General features: G+C 71.4%; 25 protein-coding genes. 11 read left to right on the top strand and 14 right to left on the bottom strand.

The features are described 5' to 3' along the window. Positions 1-2 precede the first annotated feature (2 nt). A complete protein-coding gene (locus OHA73_RS07475) occupies positions 3-362 on the bottom strand; it encodes a nuclear transport factor 2 family protein (protein WP_327654599.1) in 360 nt (119 codons plus the stop codon). Between the two features lie 118 nt (positions 363-480). Between OHA73_RS07475 and OHA73_RS07470 the strand changes: the two genes are divergently transcribed. Together OHA73_RS07470 and OHA73_RS07465 are read left to right on the top strand one after the other, a co-directional pair. Further along, entirely contained in the window at positions 481-1,314 is an 834-nt protein-coding gene (locus OHA73_RS07470; protein ID WP_327654598.1) for a helix-turn-helix domain-containing protein, read from the top strand. Between the two features lie 9 nt (positions 1,315-1,323). Beyond that, positions 1,324-1,815, top strand: a complete 492-nt coding sequence (locus tag OHA73_RS07465) for a nuclear transport factor 2 family protein (RefSeq protein WP_327654597.1) — start codon at positions 1,324-1,326, stop codon at positions 1,813-1,815. Between the two features lie 69 nt (positions 1,816-1,884). On the opposite strand, the gene aztA is transcribed toward OHA73_RS07465, so the two are convergent. Further along, complete coding sequence (gene aztA, locus OHA73_RS07460) at positions 1,885-2,628, bottom strand: zinc ABC transporter ATP-binding protein AztA (RefSeq protein WP_327654596.1); 744 nt, start codon at positions 2,626-2,628, stop codon at positions 1,885-1,887. 14 nt (positions 2,629-2,642) lie between these two features. Here aztA and aztB point away from each other — a divergent pair, with 14 nt between their 5' ends. Genes aztB through aztD form a run of 4 tightly spaced genes read left to right on the top strand, consistent with a single transcriptional unit; the run spans position 2,643 to position 6,952 of the window. Then, positions 2,643-3,536, top strand: a complete 894-nt coding sequence (gene aztB, locus OHA73_RS07455; RefSeq protein ID WP_327654595.1) for a zinc ABC transporter permease AztB — start codon at positions 2,643-2,645, stop codon at positions 3,534-3,536. Beyond that, positions 3,533-4,756 (top strand): hypothetical protein, encoded by a 1,224-nt coding sequence (locus tag OHA73_RS07450; protein WP_327654594.1) that lies wholly within the window; start codon positions 3,533-3,535, stop codon positions 4,754-4,756. Before aztB ends, OHA73_RS07450 begins: the two co-directional genes overlap by 4 nt. After that, positions 4,753-5,718, top strand: a complete 966-nt coding sequence (gene aztC / locus OHA73_RS07445; RefSeq protein ID WP_327654593.1) for a zinc ABC transporter substrate-binding protein AztC — start codon at positions 4,753-4,755, stop codon at positions 5,716-5,718. Before OHA73_RS07450 ends, aztC begins: the two co-directional genes overlap by 4 nt. 34 nt (positions 5,719-5,752) lie before the next feature. Next, the gene (gene aztD, locus OHA73_RS07440) at positions 5,753-6,952 is read left to right on the top strand and encodes a zinc metallochaperone AztD (protein WP_327654592.1); all 1,200 of its coding nucleotides are present in this window, start codon (positions 5,753-5,755) and stop codon (positions 6,950-6,952) included. A 51-nt stretch (positions 6,953-7,003) separates the two neighbouring features. Here aztD and OHA73_RS07435 read toward each other — a convergent pair whose 3' ends face one another. Then, a complete protein-coding gene (locus OHA73_RS07435; RefSeq protein WP_327654591.1) occupies positions 7,004-8,086 on the bottom strand; it encodes an NADH:flavin oxidoreductase/NADH oxidase in 1,083 nt (360 codons plus the stop codon). Between the two features lie 199 nt (positions 8,087-8,285). Here OHA73_RS07435 and OHA73_RS07430 point away from each other — a divergent pair, with 199 nt between their 5' ends. After that, the gene (locus OHA73_RS07430; protein ID WP_327654590.1) at positions 8,286-8,660 is read left to right on the top strand and encodes an ArsR/SmtB family transcription factor; all 375 of its coding nucleotides are present in this window, start codon (positions 8,286-8,288) and stop codon (positions 8,658-8,660) included. Here the strand turns inward: OHA73_RS07430 and OHA73_RS07425 are convergent. The 3 genes from OHA73_RS07425 to OHA73_RS07415 form a co-directional block, all read right to left on the bottom strand. Beyond that, complete coding sequence (locus OHA73_RS07425) at positions 8,580-9,965, bottom strand: nucleobase:cation symporter-2 family protein (protein WP_327654589.1); 1,386 nt, start codon at positions 9,963-9,965, stop codon at positions 8,580-8,582. The two genes, OHA73_RS07430 and OHA73_RS07425, sit on opposite strands and share 81 nt — an antisense overlap. A gap of 87 nt (positions 9,966-10,052) precedes the next feature. After that, complete coding sequence (locus OHA73_RS07420) at positions 10,053-11,399, bottom strand: NADP oxidoreductase (RefSeq protein ID WP_266716147.1); 1,347 nt, start codon at positions 11,397-11,399, stop codon at positions 10,053-10,055. Between the two features lie 94 nt (positions 11,400-11,493). Continuing rightward, on the bottom strand, positions 11,494-12,138 hold the full coding sequence (locus OHA73_RS07415) for a DUF305 domain-containing protein (protein ID WP_266716149.1): 645 nt from the start codon (positions 12,136-12,138) through the stop codon (positions 11,494-11,496). 108 nt (positions 12,139-12,246) lie between these two features. Here OHA73_RS07415 and OHA73_RS07410 point away from each other — a divergent pair, with 108 nt between their 5' ends. Then, positions 12,247-13,746: an LVIVD repeat-containing protein gene (locus OHA73_RS07410; protein ID WP_266716151.1), complete on the top strand. Its 1,500-nt coding sequence runs from the start codon at positions 12,247-12,249 to the stop codon at positions 13,744-13,746. Here the strand turns inward: OHA73_RS07410 and OHA73_RS07405 are convergent. From OHA73_RS07405 to OHA73_RS07385, 5 genes are all read right to left on the bottom strand, one after another. Further along, positions 13,734-14,450 carry a TetR/AcrR family transcriptional regulator gene (locus OHA73_RS07405; protein WP_327654588.1) on the bottom strand — a complete coding sequence of 239 codons (717 nt, stop codon included), beginning with the start codon at positions 14,448-14,450 and terminating at the stop codon, positions 13,734-13,736. The two genes, OHA73_RS07410 and OHA73_RS07405, sit on opposite strands and share 13 nt — an antisense overlap. Positions 14,451-14,658: 208 nt before the next feature. Next, positions 14,659-15,354 (bottom strand): HAD family hydrolase, encoded by a 696-nt coding sequence (locus tag OHA73_RS07400; protein WP_327654587.1) that lies wholly within the window; start codon positions 15,352-15,354, stop codon positions 14,659-14,661. 79 nt (positions 15,355-15,433) lie between these two features. After that, complete coding sequence (locus OHA73_RS07395; protein ID WP_327654586.1) at positions 15,434-16,114, bottom strand: phosphatase PAP2 family protein; 681 nt, start codon at positions 16,112-16,114, stop codon at positions 15,434-15,436. Between the two features lie 102 nt (positions 16,115-16,216). Beyond that, positions 16,217-17,152, bottom strand: a complete 936-nt coding sequence (locus tag OHA73_RS07390) for a M56 family metallopeptidase (RefSeq protein WP_266716159.1) — start codon at positions 17,150-17,152, stop codon at positions 16,217-16,219. Positions 17,153-17,238: 86 nt separating this feature from the next. After that, positions 17,239-17,796 (bottom strand): DUF5134 domain-containing protein, encoded by a 558-nt coding sequence (locus tag OHA73_RS07385; RefSeq protein ID WP_327658427.1) that lies wholly within the window; start codon positions 17,794-17,796, stop codon positions 17,239-17,241. Positions 17,797-17,984: 188 nt separating this feature from the next. On the opposite strand from OHA73_RS07385, the gene OHA73_RS07380 reads away from it, so the two are divergent. Further along, positions 17,985-19,661 carry an FUSC family protein gene (locus tag OHA73_RS07380; RefSeq protein WP_327654585.1) on the top strand — a complete coding sequence of 559 codons (1,677 nt, stop codon included), beginning with the start codon at positions 17,985-17,987 and terminating at the stop codon, positions 19,659-19,661. A gap of 56 nt (positions 19,662-19,717) precedes the next feature. Continuing rightward, positions 19,718-20,254 carry a MarR family winged helix-turn-helix transcriptional regulator gene (locus tag OHA73_RS07375; protein WP_327654584.1) on the top strand — a complete coding sequence of 179 codons (537 nt, stop codon included), beginning with the start codon at positions 19,718-19,720 and terminating at the stop codon, positions 20,252-20,254. 96 nt (positions 20,255-20,350) lie between these two features. Here the strand turns inward: OHA73_RS07375 and OHA73_RS07370 are convergent, their stop codons facing one another. The 3 genes from OHA73_RS07370 to OHA73_RS07360 are packed head-to-tail and all read right to left on the bottom strand — an operon-like array spanning position 20,351 to position 23,192. After that, positions 20,351-21,106 carry a cupin domain-containing protein gene (locus tag OHA73_RS07370; RefSeq protein WP_327654583.1) on the bottom strand — a complete coding sequence of 252 codons (756 nt, stop codon included), beginning with the start codon at positions 21,104-21,106 and terminating at the stop codon, positions 20,351-20,353. Next, on the bottom strand, positions 21,100-22,080 hold the full coding sequence (locus OHA73_RS07365; RefSeq protein WP_327654582.1) for a PmoA family protein: 981 nt from the start codon (positions 22,078-22,080) through the stop codon (positions 21,100-21,102). The genes OHA73_RS07370 and OHA73_RS07365 overlap by 7 nt, the downstream gene beginning before the upstream one ends. Next, positions 22,077-23,192 carry a Gfo/Idh/MocA family protein gene (locus tag OHA73_RS07360; protein ID WP_327654581.1) on the bottom strand — a complete coding sequence of 372 codons (1,116 nt, stop codon included), beginning with the start codon at positions 23,190-23,192 and terminating at the stop codon, positions 22,077-22,079. Before OHA73_RS07360 ends, OHA73_RS07365 begins: the two co-directional genes overlap by 4 nt. A gap of 453 nt (positions 23,193-23,645) precedes the next feature. Here OHA73_RS07360 and OHA73_RS07355 point away from each other — a divergent pair, with 453 nt between their 5' ends. Further along, the gene (locus OHA73_RS07355) at positions 23,646-25,043 is read left to right on the top strand and encodes an MFS transporter (protein WP_327654580.1); all 1,398 of its coding nucleotides are present in this window, start codon (positions 23,646-23,648) and stop codon (positions 25,041-25,043) included. The last annotated feature ends 60 nt before the right edge of the window (positions 25,044-25,103 follow it).

Genomic DNA, 25,103 nt, shown 5'->3' with positions numbered 1-25,103 from the left:
TGTCAGGCCGCGGGCACCTTGTCCAGGAAGCCGCGGACCTCCCGGATCCGGCCCTCCTCGTCCAGCACCAGGACATCGAAGCCGATCACCAGCGGCTCGGCACCCTCGGGGCCCAGGCCCCACTGGAACCGCAACTGCTGGTGATGCGCGTCCACTTCACCGACCTCCGTGAACGCCATGCCTGGGAACTGCTGGTGCACCCCGTCGACCAGCGCGGCGAGCGCGGCGTGGCCCGCCACCTCGGCCAGCGGGTCGGTGTAGGTGGCGTCGGGCGTCCAGTGCTCGGCGATGAGCTTCGTGAGCTGCTCACCCTGCGCGTTCCAGGTGGCGAGGTAGGCGTCGACGGCGTGCTGTGCGGTCATGGTCGAACCTCCGGTGGGATGCGGTGTGTTGACGACCATCACAGTGGCCGGGCCGTGGCGGAAGCTCCATGACCTCAGAGGTCATGGAGCGCGCGCCCCGGCCCCGTACGCTGCCGTCATGAGCACCCTCGTGGACTCCCTCGCCCCGGCGGACCCCGTGGACGCCCGCACCGTCGGCCCGCTGCTGCGCGGCTGGCGCGAGCGGCGCCGCTTCAGCCAGCAGGAGCTGTCCAACCGCTCCGCGGTCTCCACCCGGCACCTCAGCCGCGTGGAGACCGGCAGGGCGCACCCGACGCCCGAGATGATCCTGCACCTGGCGGACCACCTCGACGTCCCGCTGCGCGCACGCAACGAGCTGCTCCTCGCGGGCGGTTACGCGCCGCACTACCGGGACCGGGACCTGGCGGACGCCTCGCTCGCGGTCGTCATGGACGGTCTCCGGGGGCTCCTCGACGCCCATATGCCGTACCCGGCACTGCTGTTGGACACCTACTGGGACGTCGTCGACGCCAACGAGGGCGTGGCCGCGCTACTCGAAGGGTGTGCGCCCCGGCTCCTCGAACCCCCGATCAACGTCATCCGGCTGTGCGTGCACGAGGAGGGCCTTGCCCCGCGGATCCGCAACTTCACGCAGTGGGCCTCCCACCTGCACCACCAGCTGGTCCACCGCGCCGAACGCACCCACGACCCGCGCCACTTCGCCCTCGCCGAGGAAACCGCGCGGCACCTCGCCGCCATGCCCCGCACCGCCCCCACCGGCAGTCCCGTCCTCACGTTGGAACTCACCGTGCCGGACGCCGCACCGCTGCGCTTCTTCAGCACCTCCGCGCAGCTCACCACACCCGCCGACGCCGCCCTGGAGGGACTGCACCTGGAGACGTTCCTGCCGGCGGACGACGCGACCCGGCGCCGCTTCGAAAAGAACTCGCAGGCGCACGGCTCTGCTTGGTAGGACTGGTGGATGACCAAGGAAGACACGGCGGACGAACTCGGCCCACTGGAACGCCTCCTGGGGGAACGCGCCTGTGAGCGGCTGATCCTGGAACTCGTGCGCCGCCTCGACCTCGGGGACCCGGGTACGGTCTGTGAACTCTTCACCCCCGACGGCGTCTGGGAGTGGCCCTACGACAGCCGGAGGATCGAGGGCAGGGGGGCACTGCGCGCCTACTTCGGCGGCCGCCCGGCCGACCGCCTGTCCCGGCGGATGTGCACGAACATCCTGGTCACCGTCGACACACCGGACACCGCCACGGCCACCACATACTTCGCCACCTACCGCGTCGACGGCTACACGAGCGGCGCGATCGTCCCGACCCGGCTGCCCGCGAACGTCGGCCACTACGAGGACACCTTCCGCAAGGTGGACGGCCGTTGGCTCATGGCGAGCCGGACGCTGGCCCTCCCCTTCGGCGGGCCCACCGAACAAGTGGGTGGGGCCGACCCGGCGCAGTAGGGCGCGCACCCCAGCTGGGCACAGTAGGACGCGCACCCGAGCCGGACACAGCCAGACGCGCACCCCAGATCACGCCGGCTGCCAGACCCGCGCCAGCGCCGACTCCGTGAGCACCTCGTCGGGCGGACCTTGCCCGACGAGGTGCCCCTCGCACAGCAACAAGCAGACGTCCGCCGCCCGCGCGGCCTCGAGGTCGTGGGTCGCCTGCACGACGGTCACGCCCTCGCCCCCGAGCTCCGTGAGCAGCGCCCCGATCCGGCCGCGGGCCTCCGGGTCGAGCCCCGTGGTCGGCTCGTCGAGGAGCAGCAGGTCGGACTCCTGGGCGAGCCCCTGCGCGACCAGCGTGCGCTGCCGCTGCCCACCCGACAGCTCGCCCAACTGACGCCCGGCGAGGTCGCCGATGCCGAGCCGGTCGAGCGCCGCGTCGACCGCCGCCAGGTCCCGCCGCGACGGCCTGCGCCAGGACCCGAGCCCGCCCCAGCGCCCCATCTCCACCGTCTGACGCACGGTCAGGGGAAGCGCGTCCCCGACGGCTCCGCGCTGCGGCACGAAGGCCGGCCGCCGTTCCCCGTGGTGCCGCACCTCTCCCGATGTAGGGCGGATCACACCGGCGACCACACCGAGCAGCGTGGACTTCCCGCTGCCGTTCGGCCCGACGAGCGCGACGTTCGCCAACTCCGTTATGTCGGTGGTCAGTTGATGGAGAACCTTGCGGCCGGGATAACCCCCGCACAGCTCGTTGAGGTGGACGCGGGTGGTCCGGTTCTGTCGTGGGGCCGGAACGATGGCCGGTTTGTTGAACATGGTTTTCATTGTACTGTCCTCGCATGGAGTGGTTGACGGCCCCGTTCGAGGTGGCCTTTGTGCAGCGCGCCCTGTGGGGCGGAATCCTGGTGTCGGCGATCTGTGCGCTGGCCGGGACCTGGGTGGTGCTCAGGGGGATGGCCTTCCTCGGGGACGCCATGTCCCACGGGCTGCTGCCCGGTGTCGCGTTGGCCGCGCTGTTCGGCGGCAACCTGATGGTGGGCGCGGTCGCGAGCGCGGCGGTGATGACGGCGGGGGTGACCGTCCTCGGCAGGGCACGGCGATTGTCCCGGGATACCGGGATCGGGCTGCTGTTCGTCGGCATGCTGTCGCTCGGCGTGATCATCGTGTCGCGCTCGCAGTCCTTCGCGGTGGATCTGACCGGATTCCTCTTCGGTGATGTGCTCGCGGTGCGCGGACAGGACCTCGCCGTGCTGGGGGTGGCCCTGTTCGTGGCGCTCGTCGTCTCGGTCCTCGGGCATCGGGCCTTTCTTGCTCTGACCTTCGATGCCCGCAAGGCCCAGACGCTGGGCCTGCGCCCGCGGCTCGCGCACGCCGTGCTGCTCGGTCTCCTTGGTCTCGCGATCGTCGCCTCGTTCCACATCGTGGGCACGCTGCTCGTCCTCGGCCTGCTGATCGCGCCGCCCGCGGCCGCCCTGCCCTGGGCGCGCAGTGTGCGCGGGGTCATGGTGGGCGCCGCCCTCCTCGGGGCCGCCGCCACCTTCGGCGGGCTGCTCCTGTCGTGGCACCTCGGCACCGCGGCCGGAGCCACCGTCTCGGCGCTCGCGGTGAGTCTCTTCTTCCTCTCCCATCTCGCCTCCGGCGTCCGCCACCGCCGTACGAGCCGTGCCGCCGACGGCGCCGCTGCCGCTCCCGTTCCCGAAGTCGACCGAAGGAAGTCGGAGGCAATGTCTTGACCGCCCGAATCAACGCCGCGAAGTGGGCCCTTGTCCCGCTGGCGCTCACCGCCCTGCTCGCCGCGGGCTGCTCCGCGCAGGAGGACAACGACCCGAAAGCCGCGGCGAGTTCACCGTCCGCCACCCCGCACGGCTACGTGGAGGGCGCGAAGGAGGGCGCCGAGCAGCAGTCCCGGCTGGTCCTCAACGACCCCGACAGCGGAAGCACCCGCGTCCTCGACCTCATCACCGGCAAGGTGGCGAAGACGGACAAGGTCGCGGGCGCCGCCGATCTCGCCACGGACGGCCGCTTCGGCTACCTCCACGCCTCCGGCGCCACCCACGTCCTCGACGGCGGCTCCTGGACCGTGGACCACGGCGACCACGTCCACTACTACCGTGCGGCGATCCGCGACGTAGGGGAACTGCCCGTCGGAGAAGGTGCGTTGGTGCGCAGCGACGCCGCCGTGACCGCGGTGACCGACAAGGGCGGGCGGACCGTCCTGTACGACCGCGGCAAGCTGGACGCGGGCGACATCGCGCGCACCGGGACGCTGCCCGGCACGGCCACCGGGCCCGTAGTCCCGTACGAGGAGCACCTGTTGGCCCTCGCCGGCAAGGGGGACGCCGCGAAGCTCACCGTGTTCGACCGCAAGGGCAAGCGCGTCGCCGCGCCGGACGCCGAGTGCGAGAGCCCGAAGGGCGACGCCGTCACCCGCCGCGGCGTGGTGTTCGGCTGCGCCGACGGGGCGCTGCTCGTACGGGAGGAGAGCGGGAAGTTCACCGCCGAGTCCATCCCCTACGAGAAGGACGTGCTGGACAGTGAGCGGGCGGCTGAGTTCCGGCAGCGCCCCGGCAGCGACACCCTGACCGCGCCGGCCGGAGACGCCGTATGGGTCCTGGACGTCGGCGAGCGCGCCTGGACGCGGGTGGAGACCGGGCCCGTCGTCGCCGCGAACACCGCAGGGGAGGGCGCGCCGCTCCTTGTCCTGGAGACCGACGGCAGGCTGCACGGCTACGACATCAAGACGGGCAAGGAGACCACCCGCACCAAGAAGCTCCTGACCGGGAAGCCGCACACCCGAAACGCCCCGGTCATCGAGGTCGACCGCAGCCGCGCCTACGTCAACGACCCATACGGCAAGCGGGTGTTCGAGATCGACTACAACGACGACCTGCGCATCGCCCGTACCTTCGACCTCGACGTCGAACCGGTTCTGATGGCGGAGACCGGCCGATGAGCGCGGACGAGGCGAAGAAGCGCGTCCGTGTGGGCACGGCACGGCTGCGCAGCCTGCTGCTCGGCCTGCTGACCCTGGCGGCCGCCGCCACCGCGACCGCCTGCGCCACCGACAGCGAACGGCCCCGGATCGTCGTCACCACCAACATCCTCGGCGACGTCACCCGGCAGATAGCGGGCGACCAGGCCGAGGTCACCGTCCTCATGAAGCCCAACGCCGACCCGCACTCCTTCGGGCTCTCCGCACGGCAGGCCGCCGACATCGAACGGGCCGACCTGGTCGTCCACAACGGCCTCGGCCTGGAGGAGAACGTGCTGCGCCACGTCGACGCAGCCCGCGAGTCCGGCGTTGCCACCTTCGAGGTCGGCAAGGCCGTCGACCCGCTCACCTTCCACACGGGCGACGACGCCGGGGACGGCCAGGTCGACCCGCACTTCTGGACCGACCCCGACCGCATGCGCAAGGCGGCGGGCCTCATCGCCGACCAGATCACCGAGCACGTCGACGGCGTCGACGACAGCGCGGTGCGCGCCCAGGCCGACCGCTACGACAAGAAGTTGGCGAACCTCAGCACCTGGATGGAGAAGTCCTTCGACCGCGTCCCCGAGAAGCGGCGCGCCATCGTCACCAACCACCACGTCTTCGGCTACCTCGCCGACCGCTTCGACCTCCGCGTCGTCGGCGCCGTCGTCCCCAGCGGCACCACCCTCGCCTCGCCCAGCTCCTCCGACCTGCGCTCCCTCACGCAGGCCATGGACGAGGCCGGCGTCCGCACGGTCTTCGCCGACTCCTCCCAACCCACGCGCCTCGCCGAGGTGTTGCGCAAGGAGATGGGCGGCGGGGTCCAGGTCGTGAAGCTGTACTCCGAGTCCCTGACGGCCAAGGGCGAGGGCGCGGACACGTACCTGCGGATGATGCGCGCCAACACGACGGCGATGACCAAGGGCCTGACGGCCCGCTGACCCACGACTGTTCGACAGGGAAGGAAGAACACAAGTGAACACGACCCCGACAACCCGCAGGAGAGCCCTCGGGGGAACGGTCTGCGCCCTCGCCTTCGCCACGGTGCTGACCGCCTGCGGGAGCGAGGACGACACCACCGCCTCGTCCAGGGCCAAGGGCGCCACACCCGCCGCCGCGGTCAAGGATCCGCTGGTCGCCGGCTTCGACGGCGGCCTCTACATACTCGACGGCAAGAGCCTCGAGCTCAGCAGGACGATCGACCTGCCCGGCTTCAACCGCCTCAACCCCGCGGGCGACGAGGACCACGTCGTCGTCTCCACCGACAGCGGCTTCCGCGTCCTGGACGCCGCCGGTCAGCGCTTCACCGACATCACGTACAAGGGCTCCGAGCCGGGACACGTCGTACGGCACGCGGGCAAGACGGTGCTCTTCACCGACGGCACCGGCGAGGTCGACGTCTTCGACCCCGCAGACCTGGGCAGCGGCACGAAGCCCAAGGGCCGCACCTACACCTCGGCCGAGGCCCACCACGGCGTGGCCATCGAGCTGGAGAACGGCGAACTCCTCAGCACCCTGGGCAACAAGGAGACACGTACCGGCGTGCTCGTCCTCGACAAGGACAACAAGGAGATCGCGCGCAACGAGAAGTGCCCCGGCGTGCACGGCGAGGCCGCGGCCAAGGGCGAGGCGATCGGCGTCGGCTGCGAGGACGGCATCCTCGTCTACAAGGACGGCGAGTTCACCAAGGTCGACGCCCCCGACGACTACGGCCGCATCGGCAACCAGGCCGGCAGCGACGCCTCCCCGGTCCTCCTCGGCGACTACAAGACCGACGCGGAGGCCGAGTTGGAACGCCCCACCCGCGTCTCCCTCGTCGACACGGAGAAGAAGAAGCTCCGCCTGGTCGACCTGGGGACCAGCTACTCGTTCCGCTCGCTGGCCCGCGGGCCGGAGGGCGAGGCGCTGGTCCTGGGCACCGACGGGAAGATCCATGTCATCGACCCGGCAACCGGAAAGGCCGAGAAGAAGATCGACGCCGTCGGCGAGTGGCGGGAACCCCTGGACTGGCAGCAGCCCCGGCCCACACTGTTCGTCCGCGACCACACGGCGTACGTCGCCGACCCCGGCGAGAAGGCCCTGCACGCCATCGACCTGGACACCGGCAAGAAGCTCACATCCGTGAAGCTGCCGAAGAGCACCAATGAGCTGTCCGGCACGGTGGCCGGGCACTGACATGCGTACGCCCCCGCGGTTCACGAACCACGGGGGCGTACGGCCGTGCGCTCAGACGGAACGGTGGTACTGGTCCGGCACGTGGCTCTCGGAGCCCAGTTCGCGCGCCGCGTGGCGGGCGAAGGACGGGTCGCGAAGGAGCTCGCGGCCGACGAGGACTGCGTCGGCCTCACCGTTGGCGAGGATCTTCTCGGCCTGCTCGGGCTCGGTGATGAGACCGACCGCGGCGGCCGGGACGCCGGCCTCGTTACGGACACGGGTCGCGAAGGGGACCTGGTAGCCGGGGCCGAGGGGGATGCGGACGCCCGCGGCGTTGCCGCCCGTCGACACGTCGATCAGGTCCACGCCGTGGGCCTGCAACTCGGAGGCGAAACGGACCGTGTCGTCGGCGGTCCAGCCCTCGCCCTCCTCCAGCCAGTCGGTCGCGGAGATACGGAAGAGCAGCGGCAGCTCCTCCGGCCACACCTCGCGGACCGCGTCCACGACCTCCAGGGCGAAACGGGTGCGGTTCTCGTAGGAGCCGCCGTACTCGTCGGTGCGCTTGTTGGAGTGCGGAGAGAGGAACTCGCCGATGAGGTAGCCGTGCGCGCCGTGCAGCTCGATGACCTCGAAACCGGCCTCCAGAGTGCGGCGGGTGGCGTCGACGAACTGCTGGACGATCTCCTTGATGCCCTCGACCGACAGCTCGGCCGGGACCGGGTGCTGCTCGTCGAAGGGCACCGGGCTGGGCGCCACGGCCTCCCAGCCGTACGCGTCCGGGCCCACCGGCGCGCCGCCCTTCCAGGGCCGGTCGGTCGAGGCCTTGCGGCCGGCATGGCCCAGCTGGATGCCCGGCACGGTGTTCTGCGACTTCAGGAACGACGCGATCCGGCGGAAGGCCTCGACCTGGGTGTCGTTCCAGATGCCGAGGTCCTGCGGCGAGATGCGGCCCTCGGGGGAGACGGCCGTCGCCTCGACGATGATCAGGCCGGTGCCGCCCGCGGCGCGCGCCCCGTAGTGCTGGAAGTGCCAGTCGTTCGGAGCGCCGGTGAACGGGCCCTCGGGAGCCGCGCTGTACTGGCACATCGGCGGCATCCACACGCGGTTGGGGATGGTCACGGACCGCAGGGTGTAGGGCTCGAACAGTGCGCTCACGGCGGACTCCATTCGGTGTGGATCGCGGAATTGCCTCGCGGATGGCGGCGAGGACCTCCCTAGTACGATAGCCACCGTAGTACGGCGGATGTCAAACTACGATGGTTCTCGTACAATGGCCCTGAGGCGCCGCCCGCATCGCAGGCATCGAGCCATCCGCACCACTCCGGACCACACGGACCGCAAAGGGGAGTCGTCCATGACGACCGCAGCACCGCACACCGGGACCGCCGCCGGCGGCCGCACGCTCGCGCACCCCGCCCGTACGGAGATCCGGCTCGAAGCGGTGCTGCACGCGCTGTCCGACCCGATGCGCCTGGCCGTCGTCCGGGAGATGGCGGCCTCGGCCCAGGCCGAGCTGTCCTGTTCGGCCTTCGACCTGCCCGTCACCAAGTCGACCACCACGCACCACTTCCGCGTGCTGCGCGAGGCAGGCGTGATCGAGCAGGTTTACCGGGGGACCGCCAAGCTCAACGGCCTGCGCAGGGCCGACCTAGACGCGCTCTTCCCCGGCCTTCTCGACGCCGTGCTCGACGCGGCTACCCGGCAGGAGGACCGGCTCGGCGACAGCTGACGGCGCCGAACCCGCCTTCTGCGGAAGGTGGTTGAACAGCAGGTTCAGTGCGATCGCCGTCAGGCAGCCCGCGCTGATGCCGCTGTCCATCACCGTCTGGAACCAGTTGGGGAAGTGCTCGTAGATCGTCGGCACGCCCACCGGAAGCAGACCGACGGCGACCGAGACGGCCACCACGGTGAGATTGCTGTTGCCCTCGAAGTCCACCTTCGCCAGGGTCCTGAGGCCGCTCGCCGCGACCGTCCCGAACATCACCAGGCCCGCGCCGCCGAGCACGGGCGAGGGGATCGCGGCGACCACCGCGCCCAGCTTCGGCAGCAGCCCGAGCAGGATCAGGATGCCGCCGGAGACGGCGACCACCCAGCGGCTGCGCACCTTCGTCATGCCGACGAGGCCCACGTTCTGCGCGAACGCCGTGTACGGGAAGGTGTTGAAGACGCCGCCGAGGACGGTCGAGAAGCCGTCGGCGCGCAGTCCGTCGCCGAGCGCGCGCCGGTCCACGGGGCGGCCCGTCATCTCGCCGACCGCGATGAAGTCACCTGTGGTCTCGGTCATCGTCACCAGAGCCACGATCAACATCGAAACGATCGCCGCCGCGTGGAACTCCGGGGCACCGAAGTGGAACGGCGTGCTGATCCCGAACCAGTGCGCTTCCCCGACGGCGGAGAAGTCCGTGAAGCCGGTGGGTATCGCCACCGCCGTGCCCACCACGATGCCGACGAGCACCGCGACCCGGCTCAGGGCCGGCGGCGCGAACCGCTGCACGCCGAGCACGAGCACCAGGACGAGCGCCGCGAGCCCGATGTTCTTCGGGTCGCCGAAGTCCTTCGCCCCTGAGCCGCCCGCGGCCCACGTGCCCGCGGTCGGCAGCAGTGACAGGCCGATGATCAGGATCACCGTGCCGGTGACCAGCGGCGGGAAGAAGCGCAGCAGCCGCCCGAAGACCGGGGCGAGGAGCATCATGGCGAGGCCCGCGACGATCACCGCCCCGTAGATCGCCGGGAGGCCGCCGCCCGTCGTGCCGATCAGCACCATCGGCGACACGGCCGCGAACGTACAGCCCTGCACGATCGGCAGCCGGATGCCGAAGCGCCACACACCCACGCACTGGATGAGCGTCGCGATGCCGCACACCAGCAGGTCGGCGGTGATCAGATACGCGAGATCGGCGGGCGACAGCCTCATCGCGCCGCCCACGATCAGCGGCACGGCGACCGCGCCCGCGTACATGGCGAGAACGTGCTGCAGCCCGAACGCCGCCAACTGGCGCGCGGGCGGGACCTGGTCCACGGGGTGCGTTGTCATGCACGAGAACGTAATGAGCTTGAACGTTTTGTTGATTTCCGTCGTGTTGCCGGTACGTGTCCTTACCCCAGAGCTGCGTTGAGTTGTCTACGAACCCCGCGCCGCGCCCAACAGGCCCTCCCAGTCGGGGATCTTCACCGAGCCCCGCCCGAGCCCCCGCCCCAATTCCGCCTCGGCCCGCTCGATCGCCCGCCACCCGTCCCACTGCACGGGCCGCACCCCGGCCGCGATCAGACCACTCAGCGGATCCCGCGTCGCACCCCCGCTGCGTACGAGGGCGGGGACATCGTCCAGGAGGGACGCTACGGTCTCCTTGGCGCAAGGGCGGTTGGTGCCGATCACGCCCGTCGGGCCGCGCTTGATCCACCCGGCGACGTACTCGCCCGGCGCCACCCGGGCGTCCCGCAGCACCCGCCCCGCCTCGTGCGGCACGGTGCCGCTGCCCTCGTCGAACGGCAGGCCCTCCATGGGCACTCCGCGATAGCCCACCGACCGCAGCACCAGTTCCGCGCCGATTTCCTCGAACAGCCCCGTGCCGGTCGCGCCCCCGTGCCCGTCGGGCCGCGTCCGCTCGAAGCGGACCCCGGCCACCCGGCCGTCGTCGCCCGCCAGCAGCTCGGCGGGCCGTAGATAGAACCGCAGATGGATCCGTCGGCGCGCGCCCCGTGGTGGCTCGGCGGCCCAGCCGCGCAGCACCTCCACGTTGCGCCGCTGCGCGGCGGGCAGGGTGGACGGGTCGGCGTACAGCGGGTCGAGCGCCAACTCGCGCTCGTCGACGAGGACTTCGGTGTCCGGGAGGCCGCCCAGCTCGCGCAGCTCCTTCGTGGTGAAGCGGGCCTGCGAGGGGCCCCGCCGACCCACCATGTGCACATCCCGGACCTCGCTCGCGGCGAGGGTGTCGAGGGCTGCGCGCGGCATGTCGGTGGGCAGGAGCTCGGGGACGCCGCGGGCCAGCATCCGCGTCACGTCCACCGACACATTGCCCACGCCGATGGCGACGGCCGTGCGCACGCCCCGTACGAAGCCGCTTTCGATCGCATCCGGGTGGGCGCTGTACCAGGCCACGAAGTCGGTCGCCGACCAGCTGCCCGGCAGGTCCTCGCCCGGCACCCCGAGCCGCCGGTCGGCCGCCGCGCCCACGCAGTACACCACCGCGTCGTACAGCTCCAGAAGCTTGGCGGGCGGCAGCGCCGGGCCGATCTCCACCCCGCCGAGGAAGCGGACCCGCTCGTCCTCCAGGACCGCCCGCAGATTGTTCTGCAGCGACTTGATCTTCTCGTGGTCCGGGGCGACGCCGTAGCGCACCAGGCCGTACGGGCAGGGAAGTCGGTCGAGCACGTCGACGCGGACGTCCGGGACGCGGCCCTGCCCCACGAGGCCCTGCGCGGTGTAGACCCCGCTCGGGCCCGAGCCGACGACAGCGATGTGCGGCACGGGAGGCTCCCTCCGCCGGGGTGCTGATGTGTCTCAGCATGACACCGGGAGGCGCGGTGGGGGAGGGGGCGCGGCAGGGCTCAGGACATGGTGCTCAGGACATGTCGCGCATCCGGTCGATCTCGCTGGTCTGCTGCGCGATCACGTCGTCGGCCATCTCCTCCACCTGTACGTTGTTCCCGCCGCTCTTGACCTCCGTGGCCATCGTCACGGCGCCCTGGTGATGCGTGATCATCAGCTTCAGGAACAGCTCGTCGAAGGCCTGGCCCCGGGCGGCCCGCAACTTCTTCAGCTGGGACTCCGTCGCCATCCCCGGCATCGCGTCGTGCGCCTGGTGGCCCTTGGGCTCGGTGTCGCGGTCGTACTTGTGCAGCCAGCCGCGCATCGTCTCGATCTCCGGCCCCTGCGCGGCGGTGATCCGCTCGGCGAGCCCCTTGATCTTCGCCGACTTGGCCTGTTTCGCGGCCAGTCGGGTCATCTTCAGGGCCTGCTCGTGGTGCGGGATCATCATCTGCGCGTACGTGACGTCGGCGGAGTTCGGGGTGTCGTCCGACCCGCGCCGCTCGGCGTCCTTGGCCGAAAGGGTCTCGGCCACGTCGCCCGGCTTGCCCGGCGCGATGACCGAAGGCCCGGCGGACGCAGGGGAGTTGGCCTTGTCGGCGTCGCCCGAGCCCCCCGAGTCGCACGCGGTCAATGCCAGCGTCGACGCCGCCACCAGCGCGACGGCGGCAACTTTCATGACGATTGCGTTGCCAGCTATTGATCTGTGCATGAGGAAGACGATACTCGGGGAGATCCGTGAATCGTTCACGTACGAGCGAAGTCACCGTCACCCAAGGAGACAACAGTGACCCTGTACTCCCCCCGAACACGGCGCAGACGCCTGGGAGTTGCCACAGCGGCGGTCGGACTCCTCGCGGCACTGCTCGCCGCGGGACCCGTATCGGCGACGCCCGACCCGGGCGACAAGTCGTCGGCCCCCAAGAGCGTTTCGAAGAGCACCGAGGCCGAGGTCGAGAAGGCGATATCCGCCGGCGACATACCCGGCCAGGACGAGATCGTCCACTCGGACAACATCCAGCACGTCACGAACATCCCCAAGGAAGCGCTGCCCGGCACCAACTCGGACCTCGCCTTCCAGGGCAAGTACGCCTTCGCCGGGAACTACGACGGCTTCCGCGTCTTCGACATCAGCAACCCGAAGGCGCCGAAGACGGTCGCCCAGGTGCTGTGTCCGGGCTCCCAGAACGACATTTCCGTCTCCGGGAACCTGCTGTTCCTGTCCACGGACAGCTCCCGCAGCGACGACTCCTGCGCCTCCACCACCCAGCCGGCGACCGAGAAGTCGTCCTGGGAGGGCATGAAGGTCTTCGACATCAGCGACAAGGCGAACCCGAAGTACGTCTCCGCCGTCGAGACCGCGTGCGGTTCGCACACGCACACCCTGGTGCCGGAGAAGAAGAACGTCTACGTGTACGTCTCCTCGTACTCGCCGAGCGCGACGTTCCCGGACTGCAAGCCGCCGCACGACGGCATCTCCGTCATCAAGGTGCCCCGCAAGTCGCCGCAGAAGGCGGCCGTGGTGAACTTCCCGGTGCTCTTCCCCGGTGCCGGGGAGGACGGCGGCGGCAACCCCGGCGCGCCCACCAACCCGGGTGTCTCCAAGACCACCGGCTGCCACGACATCACGGTGCTGCCCTCCAAGGACCTCGCGGCGGGCGCCTGCATGGGCGACGGCATCCTGTTCTCCATCGCCGACCCGGAGAACCCGAAGGTCATCGACCAGGTCCAGGACAACGTCAACTTCGCGTTCTGGCACTCGGCGACCTTCAACCAGAAGGCCAACAAGGTCGTCTTCACCGACGAGTTGGGCGGCGGTGGCGCGGCCACCTGCAACGAGGCCATCGGGCCCGACCGCGGCGCCGACGGCATCTACGACATCACCGGCAAGGGCGACAAGCGCAAGCTGGTCTTCAAGAGCTACTTCAAGATCCCGCGCCACCAGGCCGACACCGAGAACTGTGTCGCGCACAACGGCTCGCTGATCCCGGTCAAGGGCAAGGACCTCATGGTGCAGGCCTGGTACCAGGGCGGCGTCTCCGTCTGGGACTTCACGAACTCCGCGAAGCCCAAGGAGATCGGCTACTTCGAGCGCGGCCCGCTCACCACGGACGCGATGACGACGGGCGGCTCGTGGTCGGCGTACTACTACAACGGCTACATCTACTCGAACGACATCGCGAAGGGCTTCGACGTCCTGAAGGTCAACGACGCCCGCACCGACCCGGCGAAGAAGATCCGCCTGGGTGAGCTGAACGTCCAGACGCAGCCCGACTACTTCGGCTGACTGGTCCGTTCACCGTTGACGGCCGGTGACAGCGGCTCGAAGTACCGTGAGAAATCGGCCGGTCTGCCGTGAGCGGGGCCCTCGTCGGACGACGCGTCATCCTCGTCGTCCGGCGGGAAGCCCCACTGCCACTCCAGCCCGTAGCGGCGGAACAGCTCGGCGCGCAGCGCCGCCATCGACATCGGCACGCCGGGCACCAGGATCGAGAACACGGCGCCCATCAACAGGGCGCGCAGCATCGGATAGTCCGTGTCGACGTCGAGCGTCCCGTGCCGCACGACGGTGTCGCGCAGCAGCGCCGCGAGCCGCTGCTGCTCAGGGCACTGCACAAAGCCCTCGGCCTGCAGGATCCCCGCCATGTGCGTGCGCATGAGGACGGGTTGATCCCGGGCGAGGCCGAGAATCGCGTCGATGGCGCGCGCAAGCCGCTCGTCCCCGTCGTCGAATCCGGGCCGCGGCTCCCGCTCCAGCATCTCCTCGAGGGTGCGGTGCATCAGCCGGTGCACGGCGGACTGCAGCAACTGCCGCTTCCCGGGGAAGTAGTACGAGATCAGACCGCGCGCCGAGCGGGCGCGGTCCGCGATGTCGCCGAGCGTCGTCGCGTCGTACCCGCGCTCCCCGACGAGCTCCAACGTCGCCTGCAGGAGCCGTTCGCGGGAACGTCGGCGCAACTCCTCATTGACCGATGCGCTGCGGGGGGACATTCTTGACTCCTGCGTTGACTGGCTCTGAGCCAACTATACTCAGCGCTTCCCGGCCACCGGCCTGTTGGGCGAGGTGTGCGCGGGAGGGCCGGCCGTATTCGGGCGACGCGGGGGATCGTCCGAATACGGCTGGGTCATGTGTGGGGGCGTCAGGGGCCGCCGCGTCATGTACGACCGCGTATGTACGGTCGCGTCAGGTGAAGGCCGCTCAGATCAGGCCGAGCACCGGCCGCAGCCCGTCCGGTCGGTCCCCGGTCGGCAGATGGTCCACGAAGTGCACCGCGCAGCCCAGCTCCGCGGCCCCGCCGTCCGCGCGCCGGTCGTCGCCCACCATCAGCGCGTCACCGGGCGCCACGCCCAACTCCTCGCAGGCCGCCGCGAACAGCCGCGGATGCGGTTTCGTGACGCCGTGCCGGTACGACAGGACGTACGCGTCGACGAACCCGTCGAGGCCGTGACCGGCGAAGACCGGGCGCGGATCCCAGCCGATGTTGGTGATCACGGCCACCGGTACGCCGCGTTCGCGCAGTCCGGCGAGCACCTCGCGGGCGTCCGGGTAGGGCTGCCAGGCGGCGGGCGTCATGTGCCGGTCGTACAGGGCGTCGTAGAGCCGCTCGTCGGGCAGCGGCACCTGGCGGGCCAGGCTCGTGTACGCGGCGCGGTGCCGCGAGGCGTCCACGTCGCGGACGGCGATGAGCTCGGTGAGGTGCTCGGGGACGTTCACCGGATCTGTGCTGCCGCCCGGCAGCGCCCCCGCCGCCTCCAGGCCCTCGGCCGCACGCGTGAACTCCGCTTGCGGCAGCGTCAGTTCGCTCTCGTCGAGCACGGCGCGCAGCCAGGATTCGGTGGATTCGATGCGGAAGAGCGTCCCGGAGAAGTCGAACAGCACGGCTTTGATCGTCATGCCGTCGATCCTCCGGCGCGTCGAATGCACAGGTCAAGGAATGCACGGTCAAGGAACGCACGGACAAGGAACGCCCGGGTCAAGCGCGGGCGTTGGGCGCCACCCACTTGCCGTACGCCGCCGTGGACAGCGTCACCGTCAGCGCCCCGAGCAGCCAGCCGGCCAGAACGTCCGACGGCCAGTGCACCCCCAGCCACAGGCGGGTCAGCCCGACGCCGAGCACCGACACCACGGCGAGCGCGAGCGCGGTGCGCCACAGCGTGCGCCCGGCCCCGTACCGCCGCAGCAGCCACAGGACGAGCGCGCACACCACGGTCGCCGTCATCGCATGGCCCGAAGGGAACGCCGCGTAGTGCGCCGAGTCCACCGGATCGCGCCACACCGGGCGCGGCCGGTCGACGGCCGCCTTCAGGCCCTGTTGCAGCAGCGAGCCGACCAGGCAGGTGGCCGCCACCCAGCCCGCGAGCAGCCAGCCCCGCAAGCGCCAGACGAGGACCAGCACGATCACCGCGCACAGGAGCCGCATGGTCCAGGGGTCCCACACCCAGTCGGTCAGCACGCGATTGACCTGCGTGACGCCCGGTTCGGCGAGGGCCCGGCCGTGCAGCGAGCGGACGATGTCCCGGTCGAGGCGCATCAGCGGGCTCCACCGCATCGCCACCAGAACGAGCAGCAGGACACAGGACAGGGCCAGTGCGGTGGTGAGCGCGAGGACGGGTCGGGGGCGTCGGGGCGGGGAGTCGGGCCGTACCGGGTGCATGGGAAAGATCCTCGCCCATCGGGTGCCGCGCGGGCCATCCCGGTGGACGGATCGGCGTGGTGCGGTCCCGCTATCCCGCTATCCCGCTATCCCGCTATCCCGCTATCCCAACGCTCGCAGGGCGGGGACGAACGTGACCAGGAGGGGGACCAGCGGGACCAGCGCCGCGGCCGCCGTGAGGCGCAGCCGGCGCGCGGGCGTCAGGCGCGAGGGCGGCGCGAGCAGCCGGTGCACACGCTGCGGGACCTGCGCGTGCGGCGTCGGGCAGGGGCCGAACACACCGCGGTCCTCGTTGAGTTCGACCAGCGCGAGCGCGATGCTCATGCGCCCGAAGCGGCGCGAGGCGACGTCGTCCGCCGCCAGCTCCACGAGCCGGTGCATCTCGTCCCGGAACGAGGCGAACACCGGAACCTGCGGAAAACCGGAGGCCAGCGCGCCCGAGCAGTGCAGCAGCCAGTCGTGCCGCCACCGCGCGTGACCCATCTCGTGCGCGAGCACCGCGTCCAGTTGACGCCCCTTCAGGCGCTGCAACGCGGCGGTGGTGATGATGAGTTGGGGCGTCGTGCCCGACATCCACCAGGCGTCGGGGCGCTTGCCCTCCAGGATGACGAGGCGGTCGGGGCCCGGCTCCTCGCCCGGCAACAGCGGTGCGCGCTCCAGGAGTTCGGCCCGCCTCGCGCGCCGCCTCGCCCGCGCGCCGCGCACCTCGCGCACCAGCATCGCCGCCGTCCACGCCCCGCCCAGGGCGAGCGTCACGGCGACGGTCGCCGCCCACGGTCCCGCCGCGCGCAGCGCGTACGCGTCCACGACCCCGTGCGGCGCCGCCGCGAACACATGGCCGCGCACGGCGCCCCAGGCGGCCGCCGCGCTCAACGTCATCGACAGGGCGCAGCACAGGAGTACGCCCGCCACCACGCACTGCCACGCCCACAGCGCGACGATCGGCTCCCGCTCCGTCCAGTCCGCGCGCGCGAGCAACCTCGGCGCGACCAGGGCGGCAAGGGCGCCGAGCAGCAACAGTGCTACGGGGACCGTCATGGCCGTCACCCTATGAGGCGAGCGCTACCCACGGGTATGGCCTGGGGCGTCAAGTGACGCACGCCACGGTTTCGTTGATCGACGCGCTACATCGTCAGCAGCATGGCGAGCATGCCGATTCCCATCGAGAGCCGGCACGCCCGCGCCAGTTCCGGGCGGTCGCCCCAGCCGGCGGCCATCGTTTCCGACCCGGCTGTTGCGGCCGTCGCGGCGGGAACGAGGCGGGCGCCCGACCACAGGACGTAGACCGTGAAGTAGAGGAAGAGCGCACCCGTGAGGGCCGGGGCGCCCGCGCCGCCGTGGTGCGCGTGCGCCTCCGGGCGGACGGCCATCGCCACAGCCATGTACGCCATGGCGAACGTGCCCACCAAGTGGTGCAGGTGATGGGTGCCCGTCCGGGAGGCCCACAGGGCGCGGAGCGCGGCGGCCCCGAACACGGTCGCGTACAGCAGCCACGCCCAGTGCGGCGGCGTGAGCACCGCCGCGGGGACGGCCATCAGCGCCATCCCGAATCCCATCAGGGCCTCGCCGCCGGCCGTGCGGCGCTGCTCCTCGACGTCGCTGCGCAGGCGCAGCAGGCAGTACGCGCCGGTCGCCGCGCACAGCGCGACCAGCAGCCAGGCGGCCGAGAGCGGTCCGTGCACCGGGTCCCCCATCTTGTCCGTCTCGTCGTCACGTCTCGTCGTCGGTGTCCCGTCCAGGAGATGCCCGGGCGGGCGGGGGCGTATGGCGGCGCAGGGGAGCACGGGTGGTCGCGCGGGTGGGGTGCGCGCCCCTGTGGGACCGATCACGTGGAATCATTTACAGGTAAAACACCTGCTAAGGTTTCCTTATGAGCAGCACACCACCGTCACCTCGCACCCCCGCCGTCCATCGCCTCCCGCTCGCCGGAGTGCTGCGCCTCAACAAGCCGTCGGACGTCTGGCTCAAGCCCGCGACCAGCGTGGTCGTCGCCACCGCGATACCGAACATGGCGCTGCTCGCCCTCGGCCGGCTCGACCTGGCCATGTACACGATGGCGGGCAGCCTGTGCGCCCTGTACGCCCACAACCTCCCGTACGCGGCACGCGCGCGTGCCCTCGCGTGGGTGGTCGTCGGCATGCTCGCGAGCGTCGGGGTCGCGATGGTCTCCGCCTCGCTCACCTCGTCCGCGGCCGTCCTCGTCGCCATCGGCGCGCTGCTCGCCGCCGCGCAGAAGGGCCTGTGCGACGCCACCCGGATCGGCCCGCCGGGACACCTGATCTTCACGTTCATCAGCTCCGCGACCCTGTTCGCGCCGCAGCAGCTCGGGCAGGTACCGGGCCACCTCGCGCTGACGCTGGCCGCCGGCGCCGTGTCCTGGATCGTCGGGATGGCCCCCGTCCTCGTCCGGCCCCACGGGCCCGAGCGCCGCGCCACCGCCCGCGCGCTGAACGCCGCCGCTGCGTACGTCGAGCGGCCCGAGCACGCGCCCGCCCGTGGCGCGGCGGCCGCGGCCGTGCACGCCGCGTGGCAGTCGCTGCTCGCCACCGGGGCGCGCACGGAGGCCCGGCGCGCCCTTGAGCGGCTCGTGCTGCGCGCCGAGGTCGCCATCGCGGCACCCGGCGACGCCGACGCGGACCAATTGCGCGCCTGGGCGGGCGGCCTGCGAGGCGCGGGCTCGGTGCCGCGGCCCGCGCGCATCGCCGGGATGGACGACGAACTCCTCGGCATCGAAGCCGAGCTCGCGGGCGGCAAGCTCTCGCTGTGGCGGCGGATCGGCCCCGGCTCCCCGGTGCTGCCCATCGTTCTGCGTACGTTCGTCGGCTGCGCCCTCGCCGGATACGGTTCGCTGGCCCTCGGTGTCGGCCGCCCCTACTGGGCCCTCGTCACCGCCGCGTCGATCTACCAGGCCAACCTCACGCTGTCCTGGAACCGCGGCATCCAGCGCGTCGTCGGCAACATCGCCGGTGTCCTCGTCTTCGCCGCCGTCGTCCCGCTCGCGCACGCCAGCCGGCTCGCCCTCGTGCTGTGCTGCCTCGCCTGCGCCTTCGGGGCGGAAGCGCTCATCACCCGCAACTACTGGCTGGGCAGCCTGTGCGTCACGCCGATGGCGCTGCTGGTCACCCAGTTCGCCCGCTACCAGGAGCCCGGCGCTTTGATCGGCGACCGTCTCCTCGACACCCTCGTCGGTGCCGTGCTCGGCGTCGTCGCGGCCATCGCCGTCACCAACCGGCGCGCCACGGACGGCATCGAGCAGGCGCTCGCCGCGAGCGACACCGCCCGCGAGACCGCCGAACGCACCCTCGCGCTGCCCACGCCCGGCCACGCCGCGCTGGAGACGGCCCGCCGCGGCCTCACCGCCGCACTCGTCGAACTGCGCGCCGCCGCCGACACCGCGGCCGGCGAGTGGTGGCAGCGCGCCCTGCCCGAGGAGCGGGTGCTCGCCGCCGAACAGTCCGGGCACCGTACGCTCGCGGCCACGGTGCGCCGGCAGGCGGCAGAAGCGGGCGTCGCCGCCTCCCCGAGTGGTGCGGGCGCCCAGCAGTAGCGGATAGTGGCGGACGCACAACGTTCGGCCCATGAGGAAGGTCCGGTCAGGCAGGAATGAGCACGCAGCAAGGCGCGGGGGCAACGGGGCCGCTCGACATCGTGTCGTCCGTCGTACGGCAGTGGCAGACCGTGCACCCCGACATCGACACCGGCCCCATGGAGATCATCGGGCGCATCAACCGGTGCGCCGCGCTGCTCCAGCAGGCCGAGGACGCGCCGCTGCGGCACGCGGGCCTCACCAGGGCCGAGTTCGACCTGCTCGGCACCTTGCGCAGGACCGGCCGCGAACTCACCCCCGGCGACCTCGCCCGCGAGACCTTCGCCTCCGGCGCCGCCGTCACCAAGCGCCTCAAGCAGCTCCAGGAACGCGGCCTCATCTCCCGCCGCGGCGACACCCGCGACCGCCGCGTCTCCCACCTCAGCCTGACGAAGGAGGGCCGGATCCTCGTCGACGAGATCCTGCCGAGTCAACTCGCGTACGAGGGGGCGGTCCTTTCGGGTCTGGGCGAGGGCAAGGACGCGCAACTCAGCGGACTGCTGGGGGAGTTGCTGCTCCAGCTGGAGGGGCGGCTGGGGAGCGGTCCCCACTAGAGCCGTCCAGGGCACGCCCAGGGCACGCCCAGGGCCGTCGGGGGATGCGTGTCCCACCGACGGCCCTTCGCATACGTGCGGCTACGTGCGGCGCCCTCAGCGCGGCACCGTCGCCCCCTCGATGCCGTACTCCTCGCGCCGGCCGCACATGCCCAGGCCGCCGTGGCGCGTCGGCGTGGACGTGTGCGTGGTCGACGCGGACAGGTAGCCGTCCGCATCGCCCTTCTCCAGGGCGTCGAGCTGGGCCCCGGTCCGCTCCGCCGCGGCCAGGGCGCCGGTGCGCCACAGCTCGCGCCACGCGGCCACGCGCGGGCGGACCAGGGCGGCGGCCGCCCGCTGGAACGCGCGCAGCGGCTCCGCGTCACCCGCCGCCAGGGCCTCGCGCAGCGGCAGGTAACCCTCGACCGCGAGGTCCCGGCGGCGACGCGCGGCCGCCTCCGCCTCGGGCCCCGCCGGGGCGGGCAGGGCCGCCGCGGCCGCGTACTTCTCCGGGTCCGCCAGGTACTCCGGCGGGAACGTGAACACCGCGTCGCCCGCCTCCGGCAGCCCGCTGTTCTGCATCAGGACGGTGATTCGCAGATCCTCGCCCTGCACCATGCGGTGCACCGTGCCCGGCTCGAACCACGCGAGCGAACCGGCCTCCAGGGGCGTGTCCCGGTAGCCGTCCGGGCTCAGCGTCTGCACCGCGCCGCGCCCGCCCGTCACGACGTACGCCTCCGTGCACACCAGGTGCAGATGCGGGCTGCCGCCGCAGACACCGTCCGCCGCCTGCCAGTCGTACGCGGAGATGTGGGAGAGGCCGATCCCGCCGGGCAGCGGCCGGTCGAGGCCCGAGGCGTCCGGGCTCACCACGGGAGCTCCTTCAGACGGGCGGCGACCCGCTCCTTGTCCCAGGCGCCGTCGGCGACCACGATCCGGTACCGGTAGCGGAACGTCTCACCCGCCGGCAGCGCGAACTCCTCGAAGAAGGCCCAGGAGAACGCGACCGTCGGAATCGGCTCCGCGCGCACGAACCAGTGCGAGGCGTGGATCGCGGCCTGCTCGTCGAGGTTCTCCGGAGCGTGCTCGAACATCAGCGTCGAGTGGGCGTCCACGTCGTCGTGCTCGGCGGTGAAGGCGAGCCACGGCCCCTGCGTGCCCATCAGCGCGCCGGGCGCGTCATACGTCGCGACGGACCCGGCGGCGTCCGCAGGCTCTTCGGGCCCGAAGACCTTGCCGCCCGTGAAGTCGCGAGGTCCGCGCCACTGCAGCCCCGTGTATCCGGCCATCTCGCGCCCCGCCGTGGTCGGCGAGCCGAAGCGCAGGGCCTCGCCGTCGGCGCGGGTGTTCGTCAGCTCGATCGACCAGTCGATGGCGTACGAGCCGGACTCCGGGTCCACCGAGTGCACACGCACCCCGCGCTTCTCGCGGGCCCACTCGTCGCCGCCGTTCTCGATCCAGGTCAGGCGCTCGGTGAGGTTCAGCTCGTCGGCACCGGCCTCGACGGCGTCGAAGCCGTCGTGCCGCATCGACCCGATGCGGTCGGGCAGCGGGAGGTAACCCTCGCCGTGGACATAGCAGTTGCCGCCCCAGAAGTTCTGCCCGGAGAGGTGGCTGGCCGTCATCTGCAGGCCCTTGTGCCAGCGGTGGTCGTTGGGCCGGTAGCCCGAGACCAGGTTGCCGGACAGGGTGCGCAGCGGGTGGACGTACGGCTTGCGGGCCTCGAAGGCGTCCGGGTCCGGCTTGTAGACGTAGGAGAAGAGGTCCGTACCGGTCGCGGCGGAGCGCACCACGACGCGGTCGCCGTGGGTGTGAATGACCTCGAGTGAATTCTCGGCGCTGCTCACTGCTTCGGGCTCCAATCCGGGTGGTCTCCGTGCATCGCGGCGTAGAACGGGTCGCCGGGGCCGATCTCGCCGGCCGCGACCGTGGCACCGGTGAACGCCGACTTGTACAGCGCGGCGGCGAACTCCAGCGTGCTGCGGGCGCTTTGGCCGCTGCCGGGCGGGCGGGTGCCGGCGTCGTACGCGTCGAGCAGCGCCGTCAGCTGCGCGGTGTGCGAGCTGGGTACGTCGGCGGTGGGCGCGGGCGGCTGCTCGGCACCGGGGGCCGGGGTGTAGCGCCAGTCGTCGTTGCCGTGCCCGTACAGGTGGGTCAGCTCGACGGTGGCCTTCTCGCAGTCGATGCGGATGCGGCTCGTCTCGTCGGGCGAGAGCACGGAGTTGACGACCGTACCGAGGGCGCCGTCCTTGAAGCGGACGAGCGCGGTCGACACGTCCTCGCTCTCCGTGTCGTGCACGAGGCGGGCCGCCATCGCCCGGATCTCGGTCCACTCGCCGAGCAGGTGCAGCATCAGGTCGTACTGGTGGATGCCGTGGCCCATCACGGGGCCGCCGCCCTCGCTGGCCCACTTACCGCGCCAAGGCACCTCGTAGTAGGCGGTGTTGCGGTACCAGGTCGTCTGGCAGTGGGCGACGAGCGGGCGGCCGAGCGTGCCCTCGGTGAGCAGCGAGCGGGCGTGCACGGCGCCCGAGCCGTAGCGGTGCTGGAAGACGACGGACGCGTAGGCGCCGCTGGCCTCCTCGGCTGCGGCGATCTCGTCGTACTCGGCGAGGGAGAGGGTGAGCGGCTTCTCGCACAGCACCCAGGCGCCGGACTTGAGCGCCGCGACGGTCTGTTCGCGGTGGAACACCGGCGGGGTGCCGATGAGGACGAGATCGGGCCTCGCCTCTTCGAGCATCGCGGTCAGGTCGGTGTGCACGGAGACGTCCGCGAACCCGGCCTCGGCGGCCTGGGCGCGGAATCCGTCGAGTCGGTCCTGGTCCACGTCGACGGCGGCGACGAGTTCGACGCGGTCGCGCAGGGAGGTGAGGGCGGGCAGGTGGCTACCGGTGACGATCGCGCCCGTGCCGACGACGGCGGCACGCAGACGGGATCCCTGGCGGGAAGGGCTTGGCATGCGGGTTCCTCGCGGAGAGCTATCGGGGGAAAGCGCTTTCCGTTGGGGCCGACCCTAAGCGGGGGTTGCGGGTCCGGACAAGGGGCCCAGGGGTTCGGCCGCAGGGTTCGGCTCCGGCCCCCGCATCTCGATCGTGGGCGCGACTTGAACAGTTTCGTGCGACGTTTTTGAAACGACTCAGTCATTTCCCCCTCCACGCCGGGAAAGCCGCCGGAATCCATTGACAGGTGCGTCCGCGGCGGGTTCGTATGGGACCCGCCTGCGGGTCACGGTCGTCGGGTGCGACTGTCTGCCGCTGCCGAGTGCGGGTGCCGCGAGCCCCGCCTCCAGCAGCGTCGCCGCCGCGGGCGAGCCGCCATCAATGGAGCGTTTCAAAAACGGCTGCGGAGGTACGCCGTGCAAGCGCTTTCTACGTCGTGCGGTGGCCGGATCACACCTAGGAGAGCCATGAGCGTGACCGCGTCAAAGGAGTCGCGTACCGCGGACGCGCCCGCCACCGGGCGGGCGATGTCGAGGAAAGCCGCGGCCAGCGGCTGGATCGGCAGTGCCCTCGAGTACTACGACTGGTTCATCTACGCCCAGGCGGCGGCGCTCGTCTTCCCGGGGATCTTCTTCCCGGAGGGCAACGCGACGATCGCTGTACTCGCGTCCCTGGGCACCTACGCCGTGGGCTACGTCGCGCGCCCCATCGGCGCCGCGGTGCTCGGCCACTGGGGAGACAAGAAGGGCCGCAAGAACGTCCTGGTCCTGGCCATGCTCCTGATGGGCGTCTCCACGTTCGTGGTGGCGCTGCTGCCCACGTACAGCCAGGTCGGCATCATCGCCCCGATCCTCCTCACCCTCGTCCGCCTCGTGCAGGGCTTCGCCGTGGCGGGCGAGTTGAGCGGGGCCAGCGCGATGATCATCGAGCACGCTCCGCACGGCAGGCGCGGCTTCCTCGCGAGCTTCGCCCTGCACGGGACCGTCGCCGGGCAGATCCTCGGTGCCGCGATCTTCCTGCCCATGTCGATGCTGCTGTCCGACGAGGCCTTCAAGTCCTGGGGCTGGCGCGTCCCGTTCGTGCTCAGCGCCGTGGTCGTCATCGCCGGCTTCCTGATCCGGCGACGCGTCGAGGAGACCAGGACCTTCGAGGAGCAGCAGGAGACCGGCCCCGAGGCGCACAAGGTGCCGCTCGTCGAGGCGTTCCGGGAGAACTGGCGCGAGATCCTCCGCGCGGTGTGCATGACGCTCGTCAACGTCATCGGTGTCACGGTCTCGGTGTTCGGCGGCGCCTACGCGACGCAGTCCGGCTACGGCGTCGGCATGAGCACGAGCGTCTACCTCTGGATCCAGATCGCCGCGAACGTGGCGGGCATGTTCGTCGTCCCGGTATTCGGCCATCTCTCCGACCGGTTCGGCCGCCGCCCCATCATGATCGGGGGCGGTCTGCTGGCGGGCCTGCTCTGCTACCCGTACCTGTGGGCGGTCGGCGCCAACAACGTGCCGCTGACCTTCGCGCTCGCGGTGCTCTCCTGGGGCGTCGCCTACCAGTCCTGGAACGCGACGTTCGCCTGCTTCTTCCAGGAGCTGTTCCCGGCGGCCCGCCGCGTCACCGGGTTCGCGCTGGCGCAGAACATCGGCCTGGCGATCGTGGCCTTCCTGCCGACGATCTTCACGCTGGTGGCGCCGCCCGGCTCCTCGAACGTGCCGCTCACCATCGGCACGCTCTGCCTCGTCATCACCGTCGTCGCCTCGATCGCGACGTGGAAGTCCCCGGAGACGTACCGCATCCCGCTCGACCGGCTCGGCACCCCGGGCGCGAAGCCGTTGTCCCGTGAGGAGTACGAGGAGCTGCGCGCCGCAGGGAAGTGAGGCGGCGGTGCGGGCGTGGGGCCTGCTATCACAGGCCCCACGCCCGCACCCGATTCGGTC

This window comes from Streptomyces sp. NBC_00483, assembly GCF_036013745.1.
GTDB lineage: Bacteria > Actinomycetota > Actinomycetes > Streptomycetales > Streptomycetaceae > Streptomyces.
This window is presented reverse-complemented; position numbering and strand designations above follow the sequence as displayed.